The organism is Chromobacterium vaccinii (genome assembly GCF_000971335.1).
Classification (GTDB): Bacteria; Pseudomonadota; Gammaproteobacteria; order Burkholderiales; family Chromobacteriaceae; genus Chromobacterium; species Chromobacterium vaccinii.
In genome coordinates this window covers 22,389-47,370 of the sequence record NZ_JZJL01000024.1, presented here as the reverse complement: position 1 = coordinate 47,370, position 24,982 = coordinate 22,389, and the positions used below count along the sequence as shown (strand labels likewise).

Annotated in this window: 25 protein-coding genes and 2 tRNA genes; 14 read left to right on the top strand and 13 right to left on the bottom strand. The window is 66.6% G+C overall.

Translation table 11 applies throughout. The features are described 5' to 3' along the window. Positions 1 to 4: 4 nt before the first annotated feature. The 9 genes from VL52_RS13160 to VL52_RS13120 all read right to left on the bottom strand — a co-directional run bounded on the left by VL52_RS13160 (position 5) and on the right by VL52_RS13120 (position 7,818). Entirely contained in the window at positions 5 to 1,102 is a 1,098-nt protein-coding gene (locus VL52_RS13160; protein ID WP_046157432.1) for a DegT/DnrJ/EryC1/StrS family aminotransferase, read from the bottom strand. 98 nt (positions 1,103 to 1,200) lie between these two features. Beyond that, positions 1,201 to 1,782, bottom strand: a complete 582-nt coding sequence (locus VL52_RS13155; protein ID WP_021477408.1) for an acyltransferase — start codon at positions 1,780 to 1,782, stop codon at positions 1,201 to 1,203. After that, a complete protein-coding gene (locus VL52_RS13150; RefSeq protein WP_046157431.1) occupies positions 1,779 to 2,045 on the bottom strand; it encodes a hypothetical protein in 267 nt (88 codons plus the stop codon). The genes VL52_RS13155 and VL52_RS13150 overlap by 4 nt, the downstream gene beginning before the upstream one ends. Positions 2,046 to 2,055: 10 nt before the next feature. Further along, positions 2,056 to 3,114 (bottom strand): Gfo/Idh/MocA family protein, encoded by a 1,059-nt coding sequence (locus VL52_RS13145; protein WP_046157430.1) that lies wholly within the window; start codon positions 3,112 to 3,114, stop codon positions 2,056 to 2,058. Then, complete coding sequence (locus tag VL52_RS13140) at positions 3,111 to 3,695, bottom strand: YdcF family protein (protein ID WP_082113738.1); 585 nt, start codon at positions 3,693 to 3,695, stop codon at positions 3,111 to 3,113. Before VL52_RS13140 ends, VL52_RS13145 begins: the two co-directional genes overlap by 4 nt. A 3-nt stretch (positions 3,696 to 3,698) precedes the next feature. Continuing rightward, the gene (locus VL52_RS13135) at positions 3,699 to 5,003 is read right to left on the bottom strand and encodes a nucleotide sugar dehydrogenase (protein ID WP_046157459.1); all 1,305 of its coding nucleotides are present in this window, start codon (positions 5,001 to 5,003) and stop codon (positions 3,699 to 3,701) included. A 225-nt stretch (positions 5,004 to 5,228) separates the two neighbouring features. Continuing rightward, positions 5,229 to 6,029, bottom strand: a complete 801-nt coding sequence (locus tag VL52_RS13130; protein WP_021477413.1) for a polyamine aminopropyltransferase — start codon at positions 6,027 to 6,029, stop codon at positions 5,229 to 5,231. Further along, a complete protein-coding gene (gene ttcA, locus VL52_RS13125; RefSeq protein WP_046157429.1) occupies positions 6,019 to 6,984 on the bottom strand; it encodes a tRNA 2-thiocytidine(32) synthetase TtcA in 966 nt (321 codons plus the stop codon). The genes VL52_RS13130 and ttcA overlap by 11 nt, the downstream gene beginning before the upstream one ends. Positions 6,985 to 7,059: 75 nt before the next feature. Then, positions 7,060 to 7,818: a pteridine reductase gene (locus VL52_RS13120; protein ID WP_046157428.1), complete on the bottom strand. Its 759-nt coding sequence runs from the start codon at positions 7,816 to 7,818 to the stop codon at positions 7,060 to 7,062. An 85-nt stretch (positions 7,819 to 7,903) separates the two neighbouring features. Here VL52_RS13120 and VL52_RS13115 point away from each other — a divergent pair, with 85 nt between their 5' ends. The 4 genes from VL52_RS13115 to VL52_RS13100 all read left to right on the top strand — a co-directional run bounded on the left by VL52_RS13115 (position 7,904) and on the right by VL52_RS13100 (position 11,160). Continuing rightward, positions 7,904 to 9,061, top strand: coding sequence for a class I SAM-dependent methyltransferase (locus VL52_RS13115; RefSeq protein WP_046157427.1), 1,158 nt, complete (start codon positions 7,904 to 7,906; stop codon positions 9,059 to 9,061). Positions 9,062 to 9,148: 87 nt separating this feature from the next. Further along, positions 9,149 to 9,225: transfer RNA gene (locus tag VL52_RS13110), tRNA-Met, on the top strand. Positions 9,226 to 9,261: 36 nt separating this feature from the next. Further along, positions 9,262 to 9,338 (top strand) — tRNA-Met (locus VL52_RS13105). Between the two features lie 130 nt (positions 9,339 to 9,468). After that, the gene (locus tag VL52_RS13100) at positions 9,469 to 11,160 is read left to right on the top strand and encodes a sensor domain-containing diguanylate cyclase (protein ID WP_046157426.1); all 1,692 of its coding nucleotides are present in this window, start codon (positions 9,469 to 9,471) and stop codon (positions 11,158 to 11,160) included. 76 nt (positions 11,161 to 11,236) lie between these two features. On the opposite strand, the gene VL52_RS13095 is transcribed toward VL52_RS13100, so the two are convergent. From VL52_RS13095 to VL52_RS13080, 4 genes are all read right to left on the bottom strand, one after another. After that, positions 11,237 to 12,880, bottom strand: coding sequence for an acyl-CoA dehydrogenase family protein (locus VL52_RS13095; protein WP_046157425.1), 1,644 nt, complete (start codon positions 12,878 to 12,880; stop codon positions 11,237 to 11,239). Between the two features lie 111 nt (positions 12,881 to 12,991). Beyond that, on the bottom strand, positions 12,992 to 13,852 hold the full coding sequence (locus VL52_RS13090) for an AraC family transcriptional regulator (RefSeq protein WP_046157424.1): 861 nt from the start codon (positions 13,850 to 13,852) through the stop codon (positions 12,992 to 12,994). Positions 13,853 to 13,984: 132 nt separating this feature from the next. Further along, the gene (locus VL52_RS13085; RefSeq protein WP_046157423.1) at positions 13,985 to 15,682 is read right to left on the bottom strand and encodes a hydrogenase maturation protein; all 1,698 of its coding nucleotides are present in this window, start codon (positions 15,680 to 15,682) and stop codon (positions 13,985 to 13,987) included. Positions 15,683 to 15,797: 115 nt separating this feature from the next. Continuing rightward, positions 15,798 to 16,715, bottom strand: a complete 918-nt coding sequence (locus VL52_RS13080) for a LysR family transcriptional regulator (RefSeq protein ID WP_046157422.1) — start codon at positions 16,713 to 16,715, stop codon at positions 15,798 to 15,800. A 90-nt stretch (positions 16,716 to 16,805) separates the two neighbouring features. On the opposite strand from VL52_RS13080, the gene VL52_RS13075 reads away from it, so the two are divergent. From VL52_RS13075 to ybeY, 10 genes are all read left to right on the top strand, one after another. Further along, complete coding sequence (locus tag VL52_RS13075) at positions 16,806 to 17,528, top strand: tetratricopeptide repeat protein (RefSeq protein ID WP_144410242.1); 723 nt, start codon at positions 16,806 to 16,808, stop codon at positions 17,526 to 17,528. Then, entirely contained in the window at positions 17,529 to 18,491 is a 963-nt protein-coding gene (locus VL52_RS13070) for a DMT family transporter (RefSeq protein ID WP_046157420.1), read from the top strand. Positions 18,492 to 18,560: 69 nt separating this feature from the next. Beyond that, a complete protein-coding gene (locus VL52_RS13065; RefSeq protein WP_046157419.1) occupies positions 18,561 to 19,262 on the top strand; it encodes a S4 domain-containing protein in 702 nt (233 codons plus the stop codon). A 201-nt stretch (positions 19,263 to 19,463) separates the two neighbouring features. Further along, entirely contained in the window at positions 19,464 to 20,666 is a 1,203-nt protein-coding gene (locus VL52_RS13060; protein WP_052717378.1) for a cation:proton antiporter domain-containing protein, read from the top strand. An 87-nt stretch (positions 20,667 to 20,753) separates the two neighbouring features. Then, positions 20,754 to 21,134 (top strand): hypothetical protein, encoded by a 381-nt coding sequence (locus tag VL52_RS13055; RefSeq protein WP_046157418.1) that lies wholly within the window; start codon positions 20,754 to 20,756, stop codon positions 21,132 to 21,134. Positions 21,135 to 21,164: 30 nt separating this feature from the next. Further along, a complete protein-coding gene (miaB, locus tag VL52_RS13050) occupies positions 21,165 to 22,499 on the top strand; it encodes a tRNA (N6-isopentenyl adenosine(37)-C2)-methylthiotransferase MiaB (protein ID WP_046157417.1) in 1,335 nt (444 codons plus the stop codon). Positions 22,500 to 22,578: 79 nt separating this feature from the next. After that, on the top strand, positions 22,579 to 22,866 hold the full coding sequence (locus VL52_RS13045) for a YciI family protein (protein WP_046157416.1): 288 nt from the start codon (positions 22,579 to 22,581) through the stop codon (positions 22,864 to 22,866). Continuing rightward, entirely contained in the window at positions 22,863 to 23,540 is a 678-nt protein-coding gene (locus VL52_RS23315) for an HAD family hydrolase (RefSeq protein WP_052729283.1), read from the top strand. Before VL52_RS13045 ends, VL52_RS23315 begins: the two co-directional genes overlap by 4 nt. Further along, positions 23,530 to 24,489 carry a PhoH family protein gene (locus VL52_RS13035; protein ID WP_046157415.1) on the top strand — a complete coding sequence of 320 codons (960 nt, stop codon included), beginning with the start codon at positions 23,530 to 23,532 and terminating at the stop codon, positions 24,487 to 24,489. Before VL52_RS23315 ends, VL52_RS13035 begins: the two co-directional genes overlap by 11 nt. After that, a complete protein-coding gene (ybeY, locus tag VL52_RS13030; RefSeq protein ID WP_046157414.1) occupies positions 24,476 to 24,982 on the top strand; it encodes an rRNA maturation RNase YbeY in 507 nt (168 codons plus the stop codon). The genes VL52_RS13035 and ybeY overlap by 14 nt, the downstream gene beginning before the upstream one ends.

Genomic DNA, 24,982 nt, shown 5'->3' with positions numbered 1-24,982 from the left:
CCGCTCAGCCCAGCGCCTTCTTCACCGCGGCGACGATGGTCTCCTGCGCCTCTTCCGTCAGGAAGGGATGCATCGGCAAGCTCATCACTCGCTTGCCGGCGGCCTCGGACAGCGGGAAGCTGCCCTCGCCCTGGCCCAGATGGGCGAAGGCCGGCTGCAAGTGCAACGGGATCGGATAGTGGACGGCGGTCGGCACGCCCAGCTCCTTGAGCTTGGCCTGCACCGCTTCGCGCTCGTCCACCTCGATGGTGTATTGCGCGTAGACATGGGTGTTGCCGGCGCCGATCACCGGCACCCGGGCCACATCCTTCAGCAACTCGCTGTAGCGGGCGCCGATGCGCTCGCGCGCGGCGACTTCGTCGGCGAAGCTGGGCAGCTTGGCCAGCAGCACCGCGGCCTGGATGGTGTCCAGGCGGCCGTTCAGGCCGATGACCGGATGATGGTAGCGGCGGTCCTGGCCGTGCACGCGGATCTCGCGGATCTTCTTGGCCAGCGCGTCGTCGCTGGTGAACACCGCGCCGCCGTCGCCGTAGCAGCCCAAGGGCTTGCTCGGGAAGAAGCTGGTGCAGCCGATGGTGGACAGGTTGCCGGACTTGTTGCCGTGCTGGCTGGCGCCGAAGCTTTGCGCGCCGTCCTCGATCACCGCGATGCCGTGCTTGTCGGCGATGGCGTTGATGGCGGCGAAGTCGGCCGCCTGGCCGTACAGGCTGACCGGCATGATGGCGCGGGTGCGCGGCGTGATCGCCGCTTCCAGCAGGTTCGGGTCCAGGTTGTAGCTGACGGGGTCGATGTCGACGAACACCGGCTTGGCGCCCAACAGCGCGATCATCTCGCCGGTGGCGATAAAGGTGAACGGGGTGGTGATCACCTCGTCGCCGGGGCCGATGCCCAAGGCCATCATCGCGATCAGCAGCGCCTTGGTGCCGTCGCAGACGCCGATGGCGTGCTTGGCGCCGGTATAGGCCGCCAGTTGCTCCTCCACCTCCTTCACTTCCGGCCCCATGATGTACTGGCCGTGATCCAGCACCGCGTGGATGCGGGCGTCGATGTCGGCTTTCAGATGCTGGTATTGCGCTTTCAGATCGATGAACTGGATGGACATAAGAGGATCAACCCCAAATCAATATTTTAGAAAATCGCGCGGCGGCGGCCCATCGCCAACGATGGGGAGCCGCCCTGGACAAGCCGCGCGGGCGGCGCTTACTCGCCGCTCTTTATCGGCGTGCAGTGGTTGCCGCCGACCTCGTAATGAATGCCGCAAACCGGGCAGGAATGGGTGCCGATGTCGTTGGACAGGCGCTCGCCGCACGAGCACATCCAGCCGATGCGCTTGGCCGGCGTGCCCACCATCAGCGCATAGGCCGGCACGTCGCGGGTGACCACCGCGCCGGCGCCGATGAACGCGTACTCGCCCACCGTGTGGCCGCAGACGATGGTGGCGTTGGCGCCGATGGACGCGCCCTTCTTCACCACCGTGCGGCGGTATTCGTTCTTGCGGTTGACGTGGCTGCGCGGATTGTTGACGTTGGTGAACACCATGGACGGGCCGCAGAACACGTCGTCCTCCAGCGTCACCGCGTCGTAGATCGACACATTGTTCTGCACCTTGACGTTGTCGCCGATCAGCACATCGTTGCCGACGAACACGTTCTGACCGAAGGAGCAGCCCTTGCCTATCTTCGCCCCGCCGCAGATGTGCACCCAGTGCCAGACGCGGGTGCCCTCGCCCAGGGAGGCGCCTTCGTCGACGATGGCGCTAGGGTGGATATGAACCTGGCTCATTTCTGCCGCTCCCATTTTTCCAAAAGCTTGTCCAAGCGAGTCAATTGCTGCTCGGAACGAGCCATCGCTTTTTCCTGACGGCTCATCAAGTCCTCATAGCGGGCATGTTGGCGCTCGGCCTCCCGCTGCTGCGCCGATGCCGCTGAAACTTGCTTCTGGGCTTCAACGTGGTTCCCGAAAGAAGAAAATATCAACATCAAAACACCGCCGACCAGCCAGAACCCCAGGCCCCACAGCGCGCCGTCTACTATTTTTCTGAACATGCTGTCCGCCTTAATAATCCAGCGGCAGGCTGACGCGGCGGCCGTCGCGGGCCGACAGATACATCGCGATCAGCAGCTCCAGCGACTTCAGGCCCTCGCGGCCATCGGTTTCCGGCGTGGCTTCGCCGCGCATGGTCTTGATCACATTGTCGTAGTACAGCGGGTGGCCGAAGCCGTAGACGCTGGTGGTCGCGTAGCTGGCTTTCTTGATGTCTTCATCCATCGCGTGCGGCTCGGCGAACTCCCAGTGCTGGATCTCGTTGACGGCCACGCCGCCCACGCGCACCGAGCCCTTTTCGCCCAGGATGGTGATGCTGCCTTCCAGATTCTTCGGGTAGGTCAGCATGGTGACGTTCATGCTGCCCAGCGCCCCGGAGCGCCACTTGACGCTGACGGTGCCGGTGTCTTCCACCTCGATATTGCGGGCCAAGGTGGCGGTGTAGGCCTGCACGCTTTCCACCGGGCCGATCAGCCAGTCCAGCAGATCGACGTAGTGGCTGGCCTGGTTCATGAAGGCGCCGCCGTCGAATTCCCAGGTGCCGCGCCAGCCGGCCGCGTCGTAGTACTCCTGCGGACGAGTCCAGAACACATTGACGTTGACCATGTAGATGCGGCCGAAGCGCTTTTCCGTCATCGCGCGCTTCAACAGCTGCAGCGTGTCGTTGCGGCGGTTCTGCTTGACCACGAACAGATGCCGGTTCGCCTTGTCGGCGGCCTTGACCATCTCCAGGCCGTCTTCCCAGCGGGTGGCCATCGGCTTCTCGGTCATCACGTGGAAGCCGGCTTCGGAGCACTGGATGCTCTGGCTCGGATGCAGACCGGACGGCGTGGTCAGGATGACGATGTCGGCGTTGGTTTGCGCCAGCATGTCGGTCAGGCTGGCGTGGCCGCGGGCGCCGGTGCGCTCGACGGCGGCCTTCAGCGCGGCCGGATCGATGTCGCAGACGTCAACCAGCTCGGCGCGGTCGGCGTGCTTCTCCAGCGCGCCGAAGTGGTTGTTGGCGATGCGGCCGCAGCCGACCAGGGCGAAGCGGATCTTGCGATCGGCAATCGGAGGAATCACTATCATTTGAACGTCCAGTAACGTACTGAATACACCAGTATCTTCAAATATTCGGTCAGCACCGCGCCGGCGTCGTACAAGGCCAGGCTGTGGCGCAAATCGTTGCCCGGGTACACGATGTGCATGCCCCAGTCCACCTCCGGCCAGGCCTGGCGGAAAGTCTCCAGCGCCCGCCGCGAGTGGAACCACGAGGTCACCAGCGTGACGCGCCGCGGCTGGTGCGAGGCCAGCGCCTGCCGGGTGAATTCGGCGTTCTGCCGGGTATTCCGCGACTGGCACTCATAGCCTATCTTCCCGCGCGGCACGCCGGCCATCACCAGCCTGCGCACGATCAGCAGGCAATCGCCTTCGCCGCTGACGAAGACGAAAGGCGCGCGGCCCTGATGGTACAGTTCCGCCGCGCCTATCACCCGCTCGCCGCTTTCCCCGCCCAGCACCACGATCCAGTCCGCGCGCGGCTGGGGCACTTCGGCCACCAGCCAGCTCTTGGAATAGCGGATCAGCGGCGTCAACGCCAGCGCCGCCAGCAGCGTGAGCGCGCCCAGCCCCGCCAGCCACGCTCCCGCCCGGGGAAAGCGCCCTTGCACGCCTCAAGCCTTGACGATGTGCTCGGCAGGCTCCAGGTACTTGCCGCGGCTGTCGACCACCAGCTGGGCCTTGGCCTTGATCAGCTCGTAGTCGAACTTGTCGTGGTCGGTGGCCAGCAGCACGCAGTCGTAGCCGGCGATGGATTCGGCGGTCAGCGGCACGCTCTTCAGATCGAACGCGTGTTCGCGCATCTTCGGGAACACCGGCACGTGCGGATCGCTGTACGCCACTTCGGCGCCCAGGTCGCGCAGTTTTTCCATCAGGAACACCGACGGGCTTTCGCGCATGTCGTCGACGTTTTTCTTATAGGCGATGCCCAGCACCAGCACGCGGCTGCCGTTGATGGCCTTCTTGCGCAGGTTCAGCGCGGAAGCCACCTTGGACACCACGTAGTCCGGCATATTGCTGTTCACTTCGCCGGCCAGTTCGATGAAGCGGGTGTTGACGCCGTACTCGCGCGCCTTCCAAGTCAGGTAGAACGGGTCGATCGGGATGCAGTGGCCGCCCAGGCCCGGGCCCGGATAGTAGGGCACGAAGCCGAACGGCTTGGTGGCCGCGGCGCGGATCACTTCGTGGATGTCGATGCCCATCCGGTCGGCGACGATCTTCATCTCGTTGACCAGACCGATGTTGACCGCGCGGTGGATGTTCTCCAGCAGCTTGGTCATTTCGGCGGCGCGGGTGGACGACACCGGCACCACCTTGTCGATCACCGCGCTGTACAGCGCGACGCCGATTTCCTGGCAGGCTTCGGTGACGCCGCCGCACACCTTGGGAATGGTGCGGGTGGTGAAATCGGGATTGCCCGGATCTTCGCGCTCCGGCGAGAACACCAGGAAGGCGTCATCGCCCACCTTCAGGCCGCGCGATTCCATCCGCGGCAGCAGCTCTTCATCGGTGGTGCCCGGGTAGGTGGTGGACTCCAGCGACACCAGATGGCCTTCGCGCAGGTAAGGCACCAGGCTGTCGATGGTGTTCAGCACGAAGGACAGGTCCGGCTCGCGGTACTTGTTCAGCGGCGTCGGCACGCACAGGATCAGCGTGTCGGCCTCGCCGGCGCGGGAGAAGTCGGCGGTGGCTTCGAAGCCGCGGGTCAGGGCGGTGGCGATGCTGTCGGCGGAAATGTGCTCGATGTAGCTGTTGCCGGCCATCAGGGCATCGACCTTGCTCTTGTCGATGTCGAAGCCCAGAACCTTGTAGCCGACCTCGGCGAAACGCAGCATCAGCGGCAGGCCGACATAGCCCAGACCCACGATGCCGATGACAGCGGATTTGTCCGCGATACGATTGAGCAGTTGCTGCTTGATCACGATGAAAGTCCCAACAGGATGTAAAAGCTTGAGCGGCAGACGCCCGTCTGCCGCCCGGTCATTCGGTACTCAGGTATAAGGTACTGCCACGTCTGACCCGGGCCTCGGGCCCGAAACCGGCGCTCGATGCGCGCGCAGCTTGGCATTATACGCCGCGTTGCGCCGGCTTTTGGGTAAGCAAACGTAACCGCCGCGCGCTTTTCGCGGCGGATTTGTCCTGGCTCAGATCAACAGGTGCCCGGCGGTCTGCTGGTTGGTCTGCTTCAGCCGGTTGACGAACTCGCCGAACTCCAGCCCGAAGCGCCCCTCCAGCTCGTCGGCGCGCTTTTTCAGCGCCTCCCACTGCGTCAGCGTCGGGCTCTGGCGGAAAGCGATCACCGCGACGTTGCCATGGGTGGCGGCAGGCAGTTCGATCACCCGCCCCTCGAAAACGTTCAACAGCCGTTCGATGAAAGCCTGGTAGCGCTTGTCCCCGCTCCACCAGTTGGTGACGAACACGCCCTTGGGGCTCAGCGCGCGCTTGCAGTCCTCGAAGAAGTCTTCCGTCGTCAGCGCGTCGACGATCTGCAGGCCATCGAAGCCGTCCACCAGGATCGCGTCGGTGGAGCCGCGGAAGATCTTCACGTAATCGGCGCCGTCGGCCTCGACGATCTCGAAGAAATCGCCCTCCTCCGGCAACTGGAAGAAGGCGCGCGCCACCGCGATCACCTGCGGATTGATGTCCACCGCCACGCTGACGGCGTCCGGCAGGTACTCATCGATGAAGCGGGCGAATGATCCGCCGCCCAGGCCGATCTGCAGGATGTGCTTGGGATCGTCGTTCCACAGCAGAAAGCCCATCATCGCGCGGCTGTAGGACAGCACCAGATCCGGCGGATCGTCGAGGTCCATCGAGCTCTGTATCGTTTCCGAGCCCAGGTGCAGCGAACGGATATTGCCCTCTTCCGAGATCTCCACCTCCGGCATCGCCTCCACCGCCGGCCGCACGCGGCGGCGGAACGGGTGCAGCGCCCTACGCGCCACAGCCGGCCTCCTTGCCGCGGGAATCCAGGATGCTGATGGTGCGCTTCGGCGCAGCCTCGCCCGCGTCGTCCGCATCCGGCGCCGGATCGCGGAACTCTTCCTTGTCGAAGGCGGTGTCGCCGTCGGCGAAAGGCGCGTCGCCGGTTTTCAGCGACGCGAAATCGTACAGCCTGGTGTCGGCCAGATGCGACGGGACGACGTTTTGCAGCGCGCGGAACATGCTCTCGACGCGGCCGGGGAAACGCTTGTCCCAGTCATTGACCATCTCCTTGACCACCTGGCGCTGCAGATTGGGCTGGGAGCCGCACAAATTACACGGGATGATCGGAAATTCTTTCCAATCGGCGTAGCGGATGATGTCCTTCTCGCGGCAATAGGCCAGCGGGCGGATCACCATGTGGCGGCCGTCGTCGGACACCAGCTTGGGCGGCATCGCCTTCATCTTGCCGCCGTAGAACATGTTCAGGAACAGCGTGTGCAGGATGTCGTCGCGGTGGTGGCCCAGCGCGATCTTGGTGGCGCCCAACTCGTCCGCCACGCGGTACAGGATGCCGCGGCGCAGCCGCGAGCACAGGCTGCAGGTGGTCTTGCCTTCCGGCACCAGCCGCTTGACGATGGAGTAGGTGTCTTCCTCGACGATGCGGTACTCCACGCCGATGGACTGCAGGTATTGCGGCAGCACGTGCTCGGGGAAGCCCGGCTGCTTCTGGTCCAGATTGACCGCGACGATGGAGAAGTTGATCGGCGCGGACTTCTGCAGGCCCAGCAGGATGTCCAGCAAGGTATAGCTGTCCTTGCCGCCCGACAGGCAGACCATCACGCGGTCGCCCTCTTCGATCATGTTGAAATCATTGATGGCGTCACCGACGTGGTGGCGCAGGCGCTTGGCCAGTTTGTTGCCTTCAAACGCGGCCTTCTTGGCCTTGTCGTCGAGCGCGGCGTTCAGTTCGGACATGGGTACGGCTAAGAAATTGAAAAACAGGCGATTTTACCGTTTTCCGCCGCCAAAATCCATGGCGGCGGAAAACCGTCACAGCACGATGCCGCGGCCGCCATCCACCGCCAGGATCTGGCCGGTGACGTAAGTCGCGTCCAGCAACAAAAAAGCCACGGCCCGGGCGATGTCTTCCGGCACGCCGGTGCGCCGCAGCGGTATGCTCGCCTCGATCGCTTCGCGCCCCGCCGCGTCGAACGAAGCCTCGCTCTCCGGCCACAGATTGACGCCCGGCGCCACGCCGTTGACCCGCACCGCCGGCGCCAGCTCGATCGCCAGGCTGCGGATCAGCTGGGCGTGGCCGGCCTTGGCCAGGTTGTACACCACATGCCGCGCCATCGGCCTGTCCATATGGATGTCGGCGATGCCGACGATGGCGCCGCCGCGCCGCGTCAGCTCCGGCGCCAGCGCCTGGCTGAGAAACAGCGGCGCTTTCAGATTGCTGCCCATCAGATCATGCCAGGCCGCCTCATCGATCCGGCCCACTTCCGTCGGGAAGAAACTGGACGCGTTGTTGACCAGGCCGTCCAGCCGGCCAAAGGCCGCCACCGTCCGAGCCGCCAGCTCCGGCAGCGCCGCCGCGTCCAGCAGATCGGCCTGGACCAGCTTGGCGCTGTCCGGCCGAATCGCGTTCAATTCCGCCGCCAGCGCCTCGGCGTCGGCGCGCGAACCTCGGTAGTGCAACACCAGCCTCAGCCCGCGCGCGTGCAGCAGCCGGGCGATGCCCGCCCCCACCCGGCGCGCGGCGCCGGTGATCAGGACCACGCGCTCATCTTGTTGTCGCTCTGTTAGCATTGCTTCCTCGAATCGAATTCCTCGCCCCTTCACGGGCGCTGCGCTTTGCACCACAATCGCGCCACATTGTAGCAGGACGACAGCCATGACCACCTTACCCGCCGCCAGTCCAGAAGCGCTGGCCACCAGCCAGGCCCTGTGCGGCCGCATCAGCCAGGCCGTCGCCGAAGCCGGCGGCTGGATACCCTTTTCGCATTATATGGAATTGGCGCTCTACGCGCCCGGCATGGGCTATTACGCGGCCGGCAGCAGCAAGCTGGGCGAGAGCGGCGATTTCATCACCGCGCCGGAACTGACGCCGCTGTTCGGCCAGTCGCTGGCCCGCCAGCTGGCCGAGTTGCTGCCGCAGACCGCCGGCGCCATCTACGAATTCGGCGCCGGCACCGGCAAGCTGGCGATAGACCTGCTGGCCGAGCTGGAGGCGCTGGGCTGCTTGCCGCAAAAATACGTGATCCTGGACCTGTCGCCGGATCTGGTGGAACGCCAGCGCGACAACATCCGCGCCGCGCTGCCGCACCTGGCCGGCCGCGTCGAATGGGCCGACCGGCTGCCGGACGCGATCGACGGCATCGTCATCGGCAATGAATTGCTGGACGCGATGCCCTGCGAGATGGTGTTCCGCGACGAAAACCGCCAGCTTCGCCAGCGCGGTGTCACCGTCCGCGACGGCGCTCTCGCCTATGAAGACCGCGATTTCGCCGACGCCCGGCTGGCGGAGCTCGCCGCGCAGCTGGTGCCGGACATCCCGCGCTACGAGACCGAGATCAGCCTGGCCAACCGCGGCTTCATATCCACCGTCGCCGGCGCGCTGGCCCGCGGCGCCATCCTGATGATCGACTACGGCCACGCCGCGTCCGAGTACTACCACCCGGAGCGCAGCATGGGCACGCTGCTGGGCCACTACCGCCACCACACGGTGCAGGACCCGTTCTACCTGCCCGGCCTGATGGACCTGACCTGCCACGTCGACTTCAGCGCCGTCGCCCAGAGCGGCGTCGATGCCGGCCTCGACCTGATAGGCTATACCAGCCAGGCGCAATTCCTGGTCAACTGCGGCCTGGTCGACCGACTGCAGTCGCTGGACGCCAACGACGTCAAAACCTACCTGCCGGTGGCCAAGGCGGCGCAGCGCTTGCTGTCGCCGCAGGAAATGGGCGAAACCTTCAAGGCGATGGGCTTCGGCAAAGGCGTTTCCATAGACTGGCTGGGCTTCGCCCGCGGCGACCGCTGCTATACGCTGTGAGCCGCCGCCACAATCCCGCAAAAGGCGCTTGACAGCTCCCGGGGCGCTGCGTATAGTTCGCGTCTCGGTGCGACAGCATCGAAATGTGGCGAATTAGCTCAGTCGGTTAGAGCGACGGAATCATAATCCGCAGGTCCGGGGTTCGAGTCCCTGATTCGCCACCACAGTTTGACGAGAAGACGCACGAGCGGTTTCTCCACGGCGAATTAGCTCAGTCGGTTAGAGCGACGGAATCATAATCCGCAGGTCCGGGGTTCGAGTCCCTGATTCGCCACCAAATACAAAAAAGGCCAGCGCAAGCTGCCTTTTTTGCGTTCCCCGCTCCCGAAAACAGGCGCGCACCTAGCGCGCATGAACCATGCGGCCCGGCGCTATAATCAAGCATCGCCCCATTCGCCAGGCCCGCCATGACCCGCCCCCACTCCCTGCTCGGCAGCTTCCGGCTTAGGCTGGCCATCCTGTTCGGCGGACTGTTTCTCGCCTCGGCGCTGCTGGCCGCCGTCTGCCTCGACCAGGTGCTGTCCGACCGCATCGTGCGCGACCAGGGGGAGGCGATGAACAGCCTGGCCGGCAGCATCGCCAAGGCCATCGCAAGCAATCTGCGGGAACGCCACCGCGAAGTGCTGTTGCTGGCGCAAAGCCCCACCTATGTCCGGGCGCCGCTGGACGGCGGCGACCTGCGCCAGAGCCTGGAGCGCACCAAGCAAGCCTACAAGTACTACGCCTGGATCGGCATCGCCGACACGCAAGGCAAGATCATTTCCGCCGCCGGCGGCATGCTGGTCGGCCAGAGCGCCGCCAAACGGCCCTGGTTCATCCACGGCCAGCACGCGCCTTTCGTCGGCGACATCCACCAGGCCGTGCTGCTGGCCAAGCTGCTCCCCAATTCCTCAAGCCAGAGCGAACCGCTGCGCTTCGTCGATTTCGCCTCCCCGATCTACGATCCGACGGGCAAGCTGCGCGGCGTGCTGGCCACCCACGCGCTATGGGACTGGGTGGAAGACATCATACGGGAGCGGCTGCCCGCCAAGTCAGGCCTGGAAACCTTCATCGTCGACCGGCAGAACAACCTGCTATCGCCGTTCGAGGCGGTGGGAAAAACACAGGCCCCGGCGCCGATGTCCGCGGAGCAGACCTTCCGCCTCGGCCCCTGGCCCGGCGGCGGCGACTACCTGTACGGCGAGTCCCAGGTGCGGGAGGCGGGGCTGAACTGGCGAGTGATCGTCCGCCAGCCCCAGCAACAGGCGCTGGCGGCGCTGAACCGTCTGCGCGGCGCCTTGATGCTGCTGGGCCTGGCCGCCAGCGCGCTGCTGATGGCCGCGGTATATAAGCTGGCCACCTCGTTCAGCCGGCCGCTGGAACAACTGGCCGGCACCGCGAAGCGCGTCGGCCGCGGCGAAGAGGATGCCGACTGGGAAATACCCGGCGGCACCCAGGAACTGCGCCTATTGTCGGAAGCGATGCGAAACATGACCAACGCCCTGCTCGCCCGCAAGCAGCAACTGGCCGACGTCAACGCCAATCTGGAACAAATGGTGGCGGACCGCACCGAGCAACTGCGCGAGTCCAACCGGCTGCTGGTGCAAAAAGCCACGGAACTGGCGCAGCAGGCGCGCCACGATGCGTTGACCGGCCTGCACAACCGCATGGCCGCCAATGAGCAGCTGCAGGAAGAACACCTCCGCTATGGCCGCACCGGCGCGCCGTATGCGGTGTTGCTGCTGGACGCCGACCACTTCAAGCGCGTCAACGACACTTTCGGCCACGATGCCGGCGACCGCGTGCTGCGCCACATCGCCGACACGCTGCTGAATTCGGCGCGCGCCACCGACTTCGTCGCGCGCTTCGGCGGCGAGGAATTCCTGCTGCTGCTGCCAGAAACCGATGCCTCAGGCGCGGCGGTGCTCGCCGAAAAGATCCGCGCCGCCGTCGAGCAATCTCAGGCGCCGGATGTCGGCCGCATCACGATCAGCATAGGGTTAGCCACTGCCGACGCCGCGGACGCGCAGCCGGAAGCGGCAGTGAAGCGCGCCGATCTGGCGCTGTACCGCGCCAAGGCCGGCGGCCGCAACCGGGTCGAAGCCGAGGCGACGGCCTGATCCGGCCAACTTATCCACAATCCGGACTCGCCGCGCGATTTATCCACAGCGCGGCGCTTGGCGTCCAGAATGGCAGTCAACTGCCCGGCAGCGCCCGCTCCAAAAGATAGCGGACATCCACCGCCCGCGCGTCCAGCGCGCCAGCCACCCGCCCCCAGTGCCCATCCGCCAGCCTGCTGGCGATGAAGCCGTCGGCTACCGCCGCCGGCGCGCAAGCCCGCAGCAAGCAGCCTTGCGCGGTCAGCGCCAGTTGTTGGGCGAAGCGCCGGCCCAGAACCTCAAGCTCCGGCGCGGACAAGGCCGCCATCGCCATGAGATCCGCCAGCGCGGCGCGCAGCCGGCGATCGCCGCCCGCCAGCCCGGCCAACTCGTCCAACAGCCGCTGCCAGGCTTCCGGCTCGCGCTGCAGCGCCCGCATCACGTCCAGGCACATCACATTGCCCGAGCCTTCCCAGATCGAATTGACCGGCGCCTCGCGGAACAGCCGCGCCATCGGCCCGGCATCGACGTAACCGTTGCCGCCGAACACTTCCATGGTTTCGCCGGCCAGCTCCACCGCGCGCTTGCACACCCAGAACTTGGCCGCCGGCGCGACGATGCGCTTCCAGGCCGGCTCGTCGTTTTCGAAACCCTCGGCCAGCCGCGCCGCCAGCCGCAGCGCCGCCTCGCTCTCCAGCGCCAGATCGGCCAGCACCGCGCGCATCAGCGGCTGCTCGGCCAGGCGCTTGCCGAAGGCGACGCGCCGGCGGGCGTAGGCGATGGACTGGACCAGGCCCTGGCGGATCAAGGCCGCGCTGCCGATCACGCAATTGAGCCGGGTATAGGCGGCCATCTCGATGATGGTGGGAATGCCGCGGCCGGGATCGCCGATCAGCACGCCCCAGGCGTCCTGGAACTCCACCTCGCTGCTGGAGTTGCTCCGGTTGCCCACCTTGTCCTTCAAGCGCTGGATCGCCACCGCGTTGCGGCTGCCGTCCGGCCGCCAGCGCGGCACGTAGAAGCAGGACGGGCCGCCGTCGCGCAACTGCGCCACCACCAGGTGGGCGTCGCTCATCGGCGCGGAATAGAACCACTTGTGGCCGCGCAGCGCGTACTCGCCGCCGCGCCCGCCGGCGCCCAACGGCGTCGCGGTGGTGGCGTTGGCGCGCACGTCGGAGCCGCCCTGTTTCTCGGTCATGCCCATGCCCAGCCAGACCGACGCCTTGCGTTCGGCCGGCAGGTCGCGCGCGTCGTGGTCGCGACAGAGCAGCTTGTCGCCCAACTGCGCCCACAGCGCCGGCTCCCGCCTCAGCAGCGGAATCGCCGCCTGGGTCATGGTGGCCGGACACAGGGTGCCGGCCTCCACCTGGCCGTGCAGGTAGAACCCGGCTAGGAAGGCGGTCCAGCGTCCCTTGCGCTCGTTGTCGAACGGCAGAGACACCAGCCCCTGGGCGCGGTACAGCGCCAGCAGCTCGTGCCAGGACGGATGGAATTCGACGCGGTCGATGCGCCGGCCGCGGCGGTCGAAGGCCTGCAGCTGCGGCGCGCAGCGGTTGGCCTGCTCGGCCAGCTCGAAGGTCGCCGCGCGGCCCAGCCGCTCGCCGTAATCGGCCAGCCAAGTCGCCGCCCAGTCCGCGCCGGCGCGATGCAGCGCCTCCTTCAACGCCGGATCGGTATCGAACAACTTGTAATCCTGCAACTCGTCGTACTGATTGCTCACCTCGTGGGTCTGCCAGCTCATGCGCGCGCTCCCGAATGGCCGCGCCGCCTCTCGGCGGCGCTCAAATGAACGTTTGCTCCATCGCTTCAGCTTAGCGGACCGGACCGCCGGCCGCAGCCGGCCCAAAGCGCATCAGCGCAGCGGCAGATGCACGTCGGTCAGCAGCAAATGCTCCGGCGTGTCGCTGGCCAGGTTCAGGTAGTGGAAATACACCGGAAAATCCCGCAGCGCCTCGCCGCTGGCCGGCAGCCACTCCCGGTACAGGTACCAGATCGTGTCGCCCAGATTGTGGTGCGATCCATGGTGGCGGGCCACCGCGCAGCGCCCGCCCGGAATCTGTTTAACGATCACGCCTTGCGGATTGGCCGGCACAGGCCCCGCGACGCTGCCGCAGATGTCGAAGCGGAACCGTTCCGGCTCCGCGGTCTCCGGATTGTCGTAGGCGATGCCGTAGGTCTGGCTGCCGGCGACCGGCGACAAGCCGCTCGCCTTGCGCCACTCGATAAAGCGCAGCGCGCTGTCGTTGACCCGCTCCGGGGGCCCCAGGTGTTCCAGCGCCGCCACCATGACGGACTCTACGGTGATGATGTTGACTTCCATGCTGTCCATTCTCTCTCTGACGGGAGGCGTCATCCGCGCATGCCAGCCCGGCCAATCCGGACGGCGCCGGAACTCGCTGGGCGAACAACCCAGCGCTTGCCGGAAAGCGCGCGAAAACGATTCGGGATTGTCGAAACCGCAGTCCAGCGCGATGGAGGTGATCTTGCGCCGCGGCTGAAACGCCAGCCAGTACGACGCCCGGCGCAGCCGCTGCATCAGGATGTAGCGGGCCACGCCCACGCCCAGATACGCTGAAAACTGTCGGTGGAAATGGAAGCGCGAGAAGTGGGCCAGCTGGCTCAGGCGCTCGACGTCGAGCGGCTGGTCCAGATGGCTGGCGATGTAATCCAATACTTTTTCGAAACGCCGCGCGTAGCGGTCCGCCTTATCCATGCTCGTCCTCCATGGCGGCCACTATGCGGGAATGCGCGAAAACCTTCTTGACGCGGCTTGCTCTGTTTCACGCCGCGTCCGGAACCGGCGCCGGGCATGCCAGCATACAATACACCCGGCGCCGGATGCGCCTCAGTCTACCGCGCGCGCCCAGTCCTCGATCAGGCGCTCCGGCGTGCGGCAGGCGCGGCGCTTCAACACGAAACCCTGGCAGCGCTCGGCGAAGCCGCGGCGGTTTTCCAGCATGTCCTGCCGCATTTCGTCCAGCTCCGCGCGCCGGCACTGCTGCAGCCGGGCCGGGTCCAGCTCCTGTTTGCGCCGGGCAAGCTCCGGCCAGTTGCGCTCCGCCGCCGCGGCCATGCTCAGCAGCCAGCTGCCGAAGGTTTCCGGATCGCGCGGGCCGATGTCCTGCACCATGCCCAACCGCCAGGCCTGGCGCGCACCGATGGGCAGGCAGTCGCCGCACAGCCTGGCCGCCGTCTCGCCGCCCACCGCGCGCGGCAGGGTATAGGTCCAGTATTCGGAGCCGTACAGGCCCATGGTCGCATAATGCGGATTCAGCACCACCCCCTGCCGCGCCAGCACCACGTCGGCCGCCAGCGCCATCATCACCCCGCCGGCGCCGGCGTTGCCGGCCACGCCGGCCACCGTCAGCTGCGGCGCGGTAAGGATTTCCAGGCAGACGTCGTCTATCGCCTGTATGTTGCGCCACGCCTCCTCGCCCGGGCGCTCCGCCGCCTGGATCACGTTGAGATGGACGCCGTTGCAGAAGCTGCCGCGGCCGCTGCGTATCAGCAGCACCCGGGTGTCCTGCCGCTTCGCCCATTGCAAGGCCCGCACCAGGCGCTGGCAGTGCTCGGTGCTGAGCGCGCCGTTGTAGAACTCGAAAGTCAGCTCGCCCACCCGGCCCACCTCGCGGTAGCGGATGGGCTGGTAGCTCTCCTCGCAATGCGGATGGGTATCCACCGCCCACTCCAGCCGGGGCGCGCCGTCCAGCAGGCGGCCCAGTTCGTGGCGGGCCGGCCGCTTGAAGGTTTCCTCGCCCGGCGCCGGCTGCCGCCGCACCGATCCTATCCACAGGCTGGCGTCGCCGCAGGCCACCAGCACCGCGTCGTCGTGCACCGCCAGGATGCGGCCCGGCTCGCCGGTCCGGTGGTCGAGATGGGCGTCGCACAGGAAATAACGGCCGCCGGCCAGATCGGCCAACACGCCGGGCTGGCCGTCGGCGGCGTCGATGCGGCGCTTGATCTCGGCCGCCGGCTGGCGCCAGTCGAAGGCGCGGTCGGCCTGCTTCATGTTCGGCTGCAGCCGGCCGGCCACCTGCGGGTCGGCGTAATCGACCGCCTGCGGCTGGTAGCCGCCGGCGAACTTCTCCACCACGTCGCGGATGCAGTACATCGCGGCGTCGCTGACCGGTCCGTTGTAGAGCTCGGACTTGCGGATGCCCGGCGGCAGATCGAACTCGCGGCTGGACCACACCGGCCCGGCGTCCATCTCCTCCACCGCCTGCAGCGCGGTCACGCCCCAGCGCTTCTCGCCCTTCATGATCGCCCAGTCCAGCGCCGACGCGCCGCGGTCGCCGACGATGCCGGGATGGACGATCACTACCGGAAACGGACTGTCCCGCCACAACTCGGCCGGCACCCTGTCCTTCAGGAAGGGGCAAATCACCAGCTGCGGTCGCGCCCCCCTCACTTGGCGCGCCACTTCGTCGGCGTCGGTGAACAGCACCACGCTCGGCTTGTGGCCGGATTCGCGCAACTCCAGCCAGGCGCGCTGGGTCAGGCCGTTGAAGGCCGTGGACAGCAAAACGATTCTCAAGGCTTGCACTGCATTCTCCCGCGTATGGGCTCGGACAAGCGCCGCATGCTACGCAGCCGATCGGGGGAACAATTTGACTCAAAACAATTTTAATGCATTCGTCATTGCGCGCCTGACCCAAGGGTCAGGTGCCGCCAGCTGACGCCAGTCTCGCCTCCTCCAGCCCGCCCTCGCTCCGCAGTCGCGCCGCCATTTTCATGAATGCCCGCGCCGCCAGGCTCGCCTCCTCTTCGTCCAGCATCGCCAACCCCACCTGGCGCCGCACCGCGGGCGACAAAGGACGACTGACATAGCCTTCCACATAAGGCCGCGACGGCAGCGACAATTCCGCCACCACCGTCACCGCATCGCCGCGCGCCACCATTTCCAGCGTGCTGAGCAATTGCCCGCAGCGATAGCGAATGTCGGGCCGCAGGCGCTCGGCCTGGAACAGCCTGCCCACCAACTCGCCCGAGCCCGCGCCGGTCAGCGCGAACGGCTCCGCGCACAGCTCGCCCAGCGCCACGCGCTCCCGCTCCGCCAACGCGTGGCCGGCGGGCAGCACCGCCATCATTTGATCCTCGATCAGCGGACAAGTGACGAACCTGGGATCCGGCAGCACCGCGAAGGCGATATCCACCCGCCGTTGCTGCAGCCATTGCAGCGCCTGCTCATCCGGCCCCTCGTCGACACGGATCTCGATGCCGGGATGCAGCCGCCGATAATGCGCCAGCAGCAAAGGCAGCAGGCGCAGCGATGCGGTGGGGCCGAAAGAGCCGATGCGCAGCGTGCCGCGACGCAAGCCGCGCGCGTCGGAGGCCTCCTGCCGCATCGCCTCGGCCAGCCCCAGCATGCCCCTGGCCCGCCGCAGCGCCTGCAAGCCGATGTCGGTGGGTTCCGCCTTGCCCTGCCCGCGGCGCAGCAGCTCCACGCCCAGCTCCCGCTCCAGCTCGCGCATCGCATGGGACACGCCGGACTGGGAAATGCCCAGCCGGGCGGCGGCGGCGGTGAAGTTTTGCAGCTCGGCGACCAGGGAAAAGATTTCCAGTTGAGTCAGCGTCATCTTTGCAAACCAGTCATGAGTTTTTACTCATTTTACTATCATTGAAAATGAGCATAAAAATATTCAATCGCGCCAAAACCAGACCTCGCCATGCCAGACACCCATTCTCCGATAGACGGCGTCTCTTCGCTCTGCCCCGCCCTCAGCCATCGTTTTCTGTCATTGCAAGAAGCGGGACGCCATCCTCGGCCCCTCGCTCGCGAAAGCGTTCGGCTCCAGGCGCTGCTCAGCGGCTTCGACGATATCGCGTTCTGTCGTCCGCAAGCGCTGCCGCAGCTGGCCCAGCGCATTCGTGGACAGCATGTGCAGTCCGTCGTTTCAACCCTCGAGTCCGCCTGCCTGCATTGGGAAGCGAAGGAGCATCGCCTGGCGCGAGCGCAATTCGGCAACCATCTGCGCCGCCACCCGGCGGATGTCGTGGCATTGTTCTGCACCCATATCTTTGACTGCTGCCTCGGCCAGCCCCGCGCGCTGCGCGAGGACTTGGCGCGCTGCGCCAAGCATATCGAAGCAAGCCACTGCCTTTACCCGTACTACCTGTCCATCCATGCCTATGTTCTTGCCGACGCGGACCAGGCCGAGCAAGCCCTGCCGCTGGCGTTGGCGGCCCTGAGGCAGCGTCAGGACAACCTTTACGGCATCTACGCCGCGATGCGCGCCCTTCAAGCCCTGGGATGCCGGCAGGAATCCGCGCTTTTCCTCGCGCAGTCCCGCAGACTTTGGGCAGAGCGGCCGCAGTTCCATGCCCGCATGCTGCGGATGCTGACCGGCGCGGATGCATGCTTCGGTCGCGCCAACACCGGACTGGCTTGAATGCCTTCGACTCCCGGCGCCGGCGCGCCGCCCACCGCCAGCCGCCTCCCCTCGCGCTGGCTCTATCTGCGCCTGACCCTGGTCTCCGCGATCTGGGGCGGCACCTTCATCGCCGGCAAAGCGCTGGCCGGCGGCCTGCCCCCGCTGCTGGCCGCCAGCCTGCGCTTCGCCATCGCCAGCGCGACGCTGCTGGGCTGCCTGGCGTTGACGCGCACGCCGCTGGTCCGCCCGGCTCCCGAACAAATGCTGCGGCTGTCCGCGCTGGGCCTGCTCGGCGTGTTCGGCTACAACCTGTTTTTCTTCTACGGCCTGCAGCGCATCGGCGCCGCCCGGGCTTCGCTGATCGTCGCGCTCAATCCGGCCATGATCGCGCTGGCCTCCTTCCTGCTGCTGAAGGAAGCCTTGCCGCCGCTCAAGCTGGTCGGCGTCGCGCTGTGCCTGGCCGGCGCCGGGCTGGTCATCATCGGCAAAAATCCCGGCGCGCTGGCCGGCGCGGCCGATGGCGGCGGCGATCTGCTGATCCTGGGCTGCGTCGCCTGCTGGGCGGCGTACAGCGTCGGTTCGCGCGGCCTGTCGCAGGCGCTGGGGCCGCTGCAGACGGCCACCTGGTCCATCCTGCTGGGCACGGCGATGCTGTGGCTGGCTGCATGGCTGCGCGGCGACGCCAGCCTCGCCGCCATCGGCAAGCTGGACGCCGCGCAATGGGGCGGGCTGCTCTATCTGGGCGCGCTAGGCTCGGCACTGGCCTATATCTGGTACTACGACGGCATCCGCCGGATCGGCGCCGCCCGCGCCGGACTGTTCATCGCCCTCAATCCGCTCTGCGCGGTACTGCTGGGCGCCGGCCTGCTGGGGGAGCGCCTGTCGCTGGAAATGGCGGTCGGCGGCGCGCTGGCCATCGCCGGCATCGCGCTCGGCAACCGAGCCCCCTGGCGCGGCCAGCCGCCCTCCCGTTCAACCTGAGCCTTGTTTCCGTTGCCAGCCCGCGGGCGGCAACGGATAATCGCCGTCCGTTTGACAGGGGGTGGATCAATGGATGAGACAAGCGTGCGCCTGTCCAAGCGCATGGTGGAACTGGGCCTTTGCTCGCGGCGCGAAGCCGACGCCTGCATCGAGCAGGGCTTGGTTAAAGTGGACGGCAAAGTGGTCAATACGCTGGGCGCGCGGGTGCGGCCGGAACAGCAAATCACGCTGGCCGGAACGCCGCAGGCTTTGGCGACGCTGCCGGTGACGATGCTGCTGAACCGCCCGGCGGGCGAGGACGCGCCGCCGGCACAGCTGCTGGGGCCGGGCAGCCGCTCGCCGCAGGACGGCGCGGAACAAGTATGGCTGGCGCGCCACCGCCAGCACCTGAGCGTCCTCGGCGCCGTGGATGAGCGCTGCCATGGCCTGCTGGTCCTGACCCAGGATAAAAAGCTGCCGCGCCATCTGGCCGAGTGCGAGATGGAATTCCTGCTGCAAGTGGAGCGGGCGCCGGCGGCCGACGAGTTGAAAGCGCGCGTCGCCGCCATCCGCCTGGACGGCAAGCCCTTGCGCCAGTGCAAGATCAGCCGCCAGAGCGACCACCAGCTGCGCTGCGCGGTTTACGCGCCGGGCGACGGCTTCTTCGCCGACATCAGCCGCCAGCTCGGCGTCAACCTGCAAAGCGCGCGCTGCATCCGCATCGGCCGCCTGGCCCTGGCCGGGCTGCAGCCGGGACAATGGCGCTATCTGCAGCCGTTCGAACGCTTCTGATCCTTGCCCGCGCCAGCCCGCCGGACACCCCCGCGCGGGCTGCCCGCCTCCGGTTTTCCATGCGACGGCGATGCGTATTGCCCCGCCGGCGCGGGACGGCTTCGTGCCAAAATGAAAGTTGAATAAAAAATAAATTTATCGGAACTCGGTTCCCGATATTCCGTCTTTATATCATCCAGCCATTCAACCGGAATTCCGCCCATGCCTCACGACACCCCCTTGATCACCACCATCGTCGGCGGCCTGGTCTTCGCCTTCGCGCTCGGCGCGCTGGCCTTGCGCCTCAGGCTGCCGCCGCTGGTGGGCTATCTCTGCGCCGGCATCCTGGTCGGCCCGTTCACGCCGGGCTTCCAAGCGGATACCGCGCTGGCGCCGGAGCTGGCTGAGCTGGGGGTGATCCTGCTGATGTTCGGCGTCGGCCAGCATTTCTCGATCAAGGATTTGATGGCGGTGAAGGCCATCGCCGTCCCCGGCGCGCTGGTGCAGATCGCGGTCGCGACGCTGCTGGGCATGGGCCTGTCCCATTTCCTCGGCTGGCCCTTGGGCGAGGGGGTGGTGTTCGGCCTGGCGCTGTCGGTGGCCAGCACCGTGGTGCTGTTGCGCGCGCTGGAGGAATACGGCTGGCTGGACAGCGAGGACGGCAAGGTGGCGGTGGGCTGGCTGGTGGTGGAGGATCTGGTGATGGTGCTCACCCTGGTGCTGCTGCCGGCCTTCGCCGGCGCGCTGGGCGGCGGGCAGGCCGCGCCGTCGCTGGCTCAGTTGGGCTGGACGCTGGCGATGACCATGGCCAAGGTGGCCGCTTTCGTCGCGCTGATGCTGCTGGTGGGCCGCCGCTTCATACCGTGGATGCTGGAGCGCATCGTCCATACCGGCAACCGCGAGCTGTTCCGGCTGGGCGTGCTGGCCACCGCGCTGGGCGTGGCCTACGGCGCCACCCAGCTGTTCCAGATCTCGTTCGCGCTGGGCGCCTTCTTCGCCGGCATGGTGATGGCGGAATCGCCGTTCAGCCACCGCGCCGCCGAGGAATCGCTGCCGCTGCGCGAGGCGTTCGCCGTGCTGTTCTTCGTGTCGGTGGGCATGCTGCTGGATCCGGAAGTGCTGCTGAAGGACACCCCGGTGCTGCTGGCCACCGTGCTGATCATCGTGGTCGGCAAATCGGCGGCGGCCTACGGCATCGTGCGCCTGTTCCGCCGCAGCCGCCGCACCAGCCTGCGCATCGCCGCCAGCCTGTCGCAGATCGGCGAATTCTCCTTCATCCTGGCCGGGCTGGGCATGTCGCTGGGCTTGCTCAGCGCGCGCGGCCAGGCGCTGATCCTGGCCGGCGCCATCGTGTCCATCCTGCTCAACCCGATGATGTTCGCGCTGGCCGAGCGCTACGGCCGCCCCGCGGAAGCCTCCGCCTGAGGCATGCCGCCAGCGGCCTGCCCCTGAACATTTGGCCGGATCGGCCGCCGGCTATGATAGAATCGCGCGCAACGCGTTCAATTTGCTATGAAAAAACTCATCGCCACGCTGTGCCTGCTCTGCCTCGCCCTGCCTTCGTCGGCAGGCCGCTTGCTGCCCGATGGCTTGGTCATGGGCAGGCTGGCCGGCGTCGACGACTCGGGCATCGAGTTCGTCCGCTCCGACCGCACGCTGCTGCAGCGCTTGACGGCGCTGATCGCCGTCGAACCGCAGCATTTCGCGCTCGCCGCCGGCCTGCGCGTGTTCGATGAGCACAACCGCTTCCTGCTGAGCGGGCAACTGAACGCTCTGAAAGGCCGCACCATAGGCGTGACCTTCGATCAGCAAGGCAATATCAACCGCATCTGGGCGCTGGGCGACGACGAGGTCAAGGCGCTGAAACAGCGCCAGGCCCAGATCCAACCCTGAAACCGAATACCAGCGGGAAACCGAGTAGCAATGAAGAAGGTATACATCAAGACCTTCGGCTGCCAGATGAACGAGTACGATTCCGACAAGATGGCGGACGTGCTGGGCAGCGCCGAAGGCATGGTCAAGACGGACAACCCGGAAGAAGCCGACGTCATCCTGTTCAACACCTGTAGCGTGCGGGAAAAGGCTCAGGAGAAAGTGTTCTCCGACCTCGGCCGCATCCGCCCGCTGAAGGAAGCCAACCCCAATCTGATCATCGGCGTCGGCGGCTGCGTGGCCAGCCAGGAAGGCGACGCCATCGTCAAGCGCGCGCCCTTCGTCGACGTGGTGTTCGGCCCGCAGACGCTGCACCGCCTGCCGGACCTGATCGAGAGCCGCAAGCAGAGCGGCCGCTCGCAGGTGGACATCTCCTTCCCCGAGATCGAGAAGTTCGACCACATCCCGCCGGCCAAGGTGGATGGCGGCGCGGCCTTCGTCTCCATCATGGAAGGCTGTTCCAAGTACTGCTCGTTCTGCGTGGTGCCGTATACCCGCGGCGAGGAAGTGTCGCGCCCCTTCGAGGACGTGCTGACCGAGATCGCCGGCCTCGCCGCCCAGGGCGTCAAGGAAATCTCGCTCTTGGGCCAGAACGTCAACGCCTACCGCGGCCTGATGAGCGACGGCGAGATCGCCGACTTCGCGCTGCTCTTGGAGTACGTGCACGAAATCCCGGGCGTGGAGCGCATCCGCTTCACCACCAGCCACCCGCGCGAGTTCAGCCAGCGCATCATCGACTGCTACGCCAAGCTGCCCAAGCTGGTCTCCCACCTGCACCTGCCGGTGCAAAGCGGCTCCGACCGCGTGCTGATGGCGATGAAGCGCGGCTACACCGGCCTGGAATACAAGTCCATCATCCGCAAGCTGCGCGCGATCCGCCCGGACCTGTGCCTGAGCTCGGACTTCATCGTCGGCTTCCCCGGCGAAACCGAGGCCGACTTCGAACAGACGCTGAAACTGGTGCGCGACTGCGAGTTCGACTTCAGCTTCGTGTTCATCTACAGCCCGCGTCCGGGCACGCCGGCATCCAACCTGCCGGACGACACCCCGCACGCCGAGAAAGTGCGCCGTCTGGAAGCGCTGAACGAGGTGATCGAAGCCAAGGGCTTCGAGATCAATAAGGCGATGGTCGGCTCCGTGCAGCGCGTGCTGGTGGAAAACGTCTCGAAGAAAGACGCCGCGATGCTGGCGGCGCGCACCGCCAACAACCGCGTGGTCAACTTCGCCGGCCATCCGCGCCTGCTGGGCCAGACGGTGGATGTCAGAATCACCGAAGCCCGCCCGCACTCGCTGGCCGGCGAGGTGGTGATCAACGAGATCGCCTGACCGTGAACGGAGCCGGCTTGCTATGCAATGCGCATCTCGCGGCGTATGCTCGGCTGGTTCCGATACGGAGGATTTCAAGATGTTCGTCGTCTCGCTGACTTATACCGCCCCGCTGTCCGATGTCGACGCGCTGCTGGATGCCCACGTCGCCTGGCTGAAACAAGCCTACGCCGACGGCGCCTTCCTGGCCTCCGGCCGCAAGGTGCCGCGCGAGGGCGGCGTGATCCTGGCGCGCGGCGAACGCGCGGCGCTGGAGGCCCGCCTGGCGAAGGACCCGTTCGCCCAGGGCGGCGTCGCCCGCTACGACATCATCGAATTCGTGCCCGGCATGACCGCCCCCGGGCTGGAAAGCCTGAAGGAAGCATGAACGCGAGCGGCATCAAGGCCCTGCTGCTGGACCTGGACGACACGCTGTTCGACGACAGCCACGCCACCCATCAGGCGTTTTCCGCCTTCATCGGGCCGCATGCCGCCCGTTTCGCCGAATCCGAACCCGAGCTGTTCCGCCGCTGGCGCGCCTGCGTCGACCGCCACTGGCGGCGCTTCGAAGCCGGCGAGCTGACGATAGAACAGCAGCGCCACGAACGGCTGCGCGACTTTCTCGGCCTGCCGCATGTCGCCGAAGACGTAGCCGCGCGGCTGTTCCAGCCGTATATGGACGCCTACCGCCGCCACCGCCGGCTCACGCCCGGCGCGGCGGACTTTCTCGACGCCACCCGCCATTTGATCCGCATCATCGTCAGCAACGGCGGCGCCGAACAGCAGCAGGCCAAGCTGGCGCACCTGGGCATCGCCCACCACTTCCGCCACGTCGTCACCGTGGAGGACGCCGGCGCCGCCAAACCGGCCCCCCGCATCTTCCGCCACGCGCTGGCGCTGGAAAGCCTCGCTCCCGAACATTGCCTGATGGTGGGCGACGACCTGGAGCGCGACATCGAGCCGGCGCGCCGGCTGGGCATGGCGGCCTGTCATGTGTCACACGACCGCCACGCCGCCGTTTTTCAACAGTTAAGCGAACAATTGCACACGCATGAGCACTAGCGAATCCCTCAGCTTCAACCCGGTGGACAACGAACGGCTGGCCCGCCTGTGCGGCCCGCTGGACGAAAACCTGAAACAGGTGGAGACCGGCCTGGACGTCGTCGTCCAGCGCCGCGGCGAAGCCTTCCGCGCGCAGGGCCCGGCCGCCAAGCTGGCGGTGGAGGCGCTGACCCGGCTCTACCTGCTGGCGGAGAAACAGGACATCTCGGTCGACGACGTGCAACTGACGCTGGTGGAGCTGCGCCAGCAGCAATCCACCGCCGAGCAGGAAGAGTCGCCGGTGCTGGCCACCCGCCGCGGCGACCTGAAAGGCCGCACGCCGAACCAGGCTCGCTACATCAAGGCCATCCAGCAGCACGACGTCACTTTCGGCATCGGCCCGGCCGGCACCGGCAAGACCTACCTCGCCGTCGCCTGCGCGGTGGACGCGATGGAGCGCGACGCGGTCAAGCGCATCGTGCTGGTGCGCCCGGCGGTGGAAGCCGGCGAAAAGCTGGGCTTCCTGCCCGGCGACCTGGCGCAGAAGGTGGACCCGTACCTGCGGCCACTGTACGACGCCTTGTACGATCTGATGGGCTTCGACCGCGTGACCCGGCTGTTCGAGAAGAACCTGATCGAGATCGCGCCGCTGGCCTATATGCGCGGCCGCACGCTGAACCATGCCTTCATCATTCTGGACGAGGCGCAAAACACCACGCCGGAGCAGATGAAGATGTTCCTGACCCGGATCGGCTTCGGCTCCCGCGCGGTGATCACCGGCGACGTCACCCAGATCGACCTGGCCCGCCACCAGAAGAGCGGCCTGGTCGAGGTGGAGCGCATCCTCGACCATGTGCGCGGCATCCACTTCCATCATTTCAACAGCAACGACGTGGTGCGCCACCCGCTGGTGCAGAAAATCGTCGACGCCTACGACCATTACCAAAGCAAGCAAGATGAAAAAAGCTAAACGCAACCCGCTGCTGACCCGCCTGGCCGAGCGGCTGGAGCTGACCCTGGACGTGCGCAGCGACGCCGGCCTCCTGCCCGAGCCCGCGCTGATCCGCCGCGCCTGCCAGGCCGCGCTGCGCCGCGACGTCAAGCAGGCTCAGATCAGCATCGTCATCGTCGACGCCGCTGAAGGCCGTCAGCTCAACAACGACTACCGCGGCAAGGATTATGCGACCAACGTTTTGTCCTTCGCGCTGAACGAAGGCGAGCCGGTGGCCGGCCTGCCGCTGTTCGGCGATCTGGTGCTGTGCGCGCCGGTGGTGGAGCAGGAAGCCGCCGAGCAGAACAAGGACCTGATGGCCCACTACGCCCACCTGCTGGTGCACGGCATGCTGCACCTGCAGGGCTTCGACCACGAAGAGGACGAAGAGGCCGAAGCGATGGAAGCGCTTGAAACCGTAATCGTTAAACAGCTAGGATATCCTGATCCCTACCACGAGGAGCACATCTAA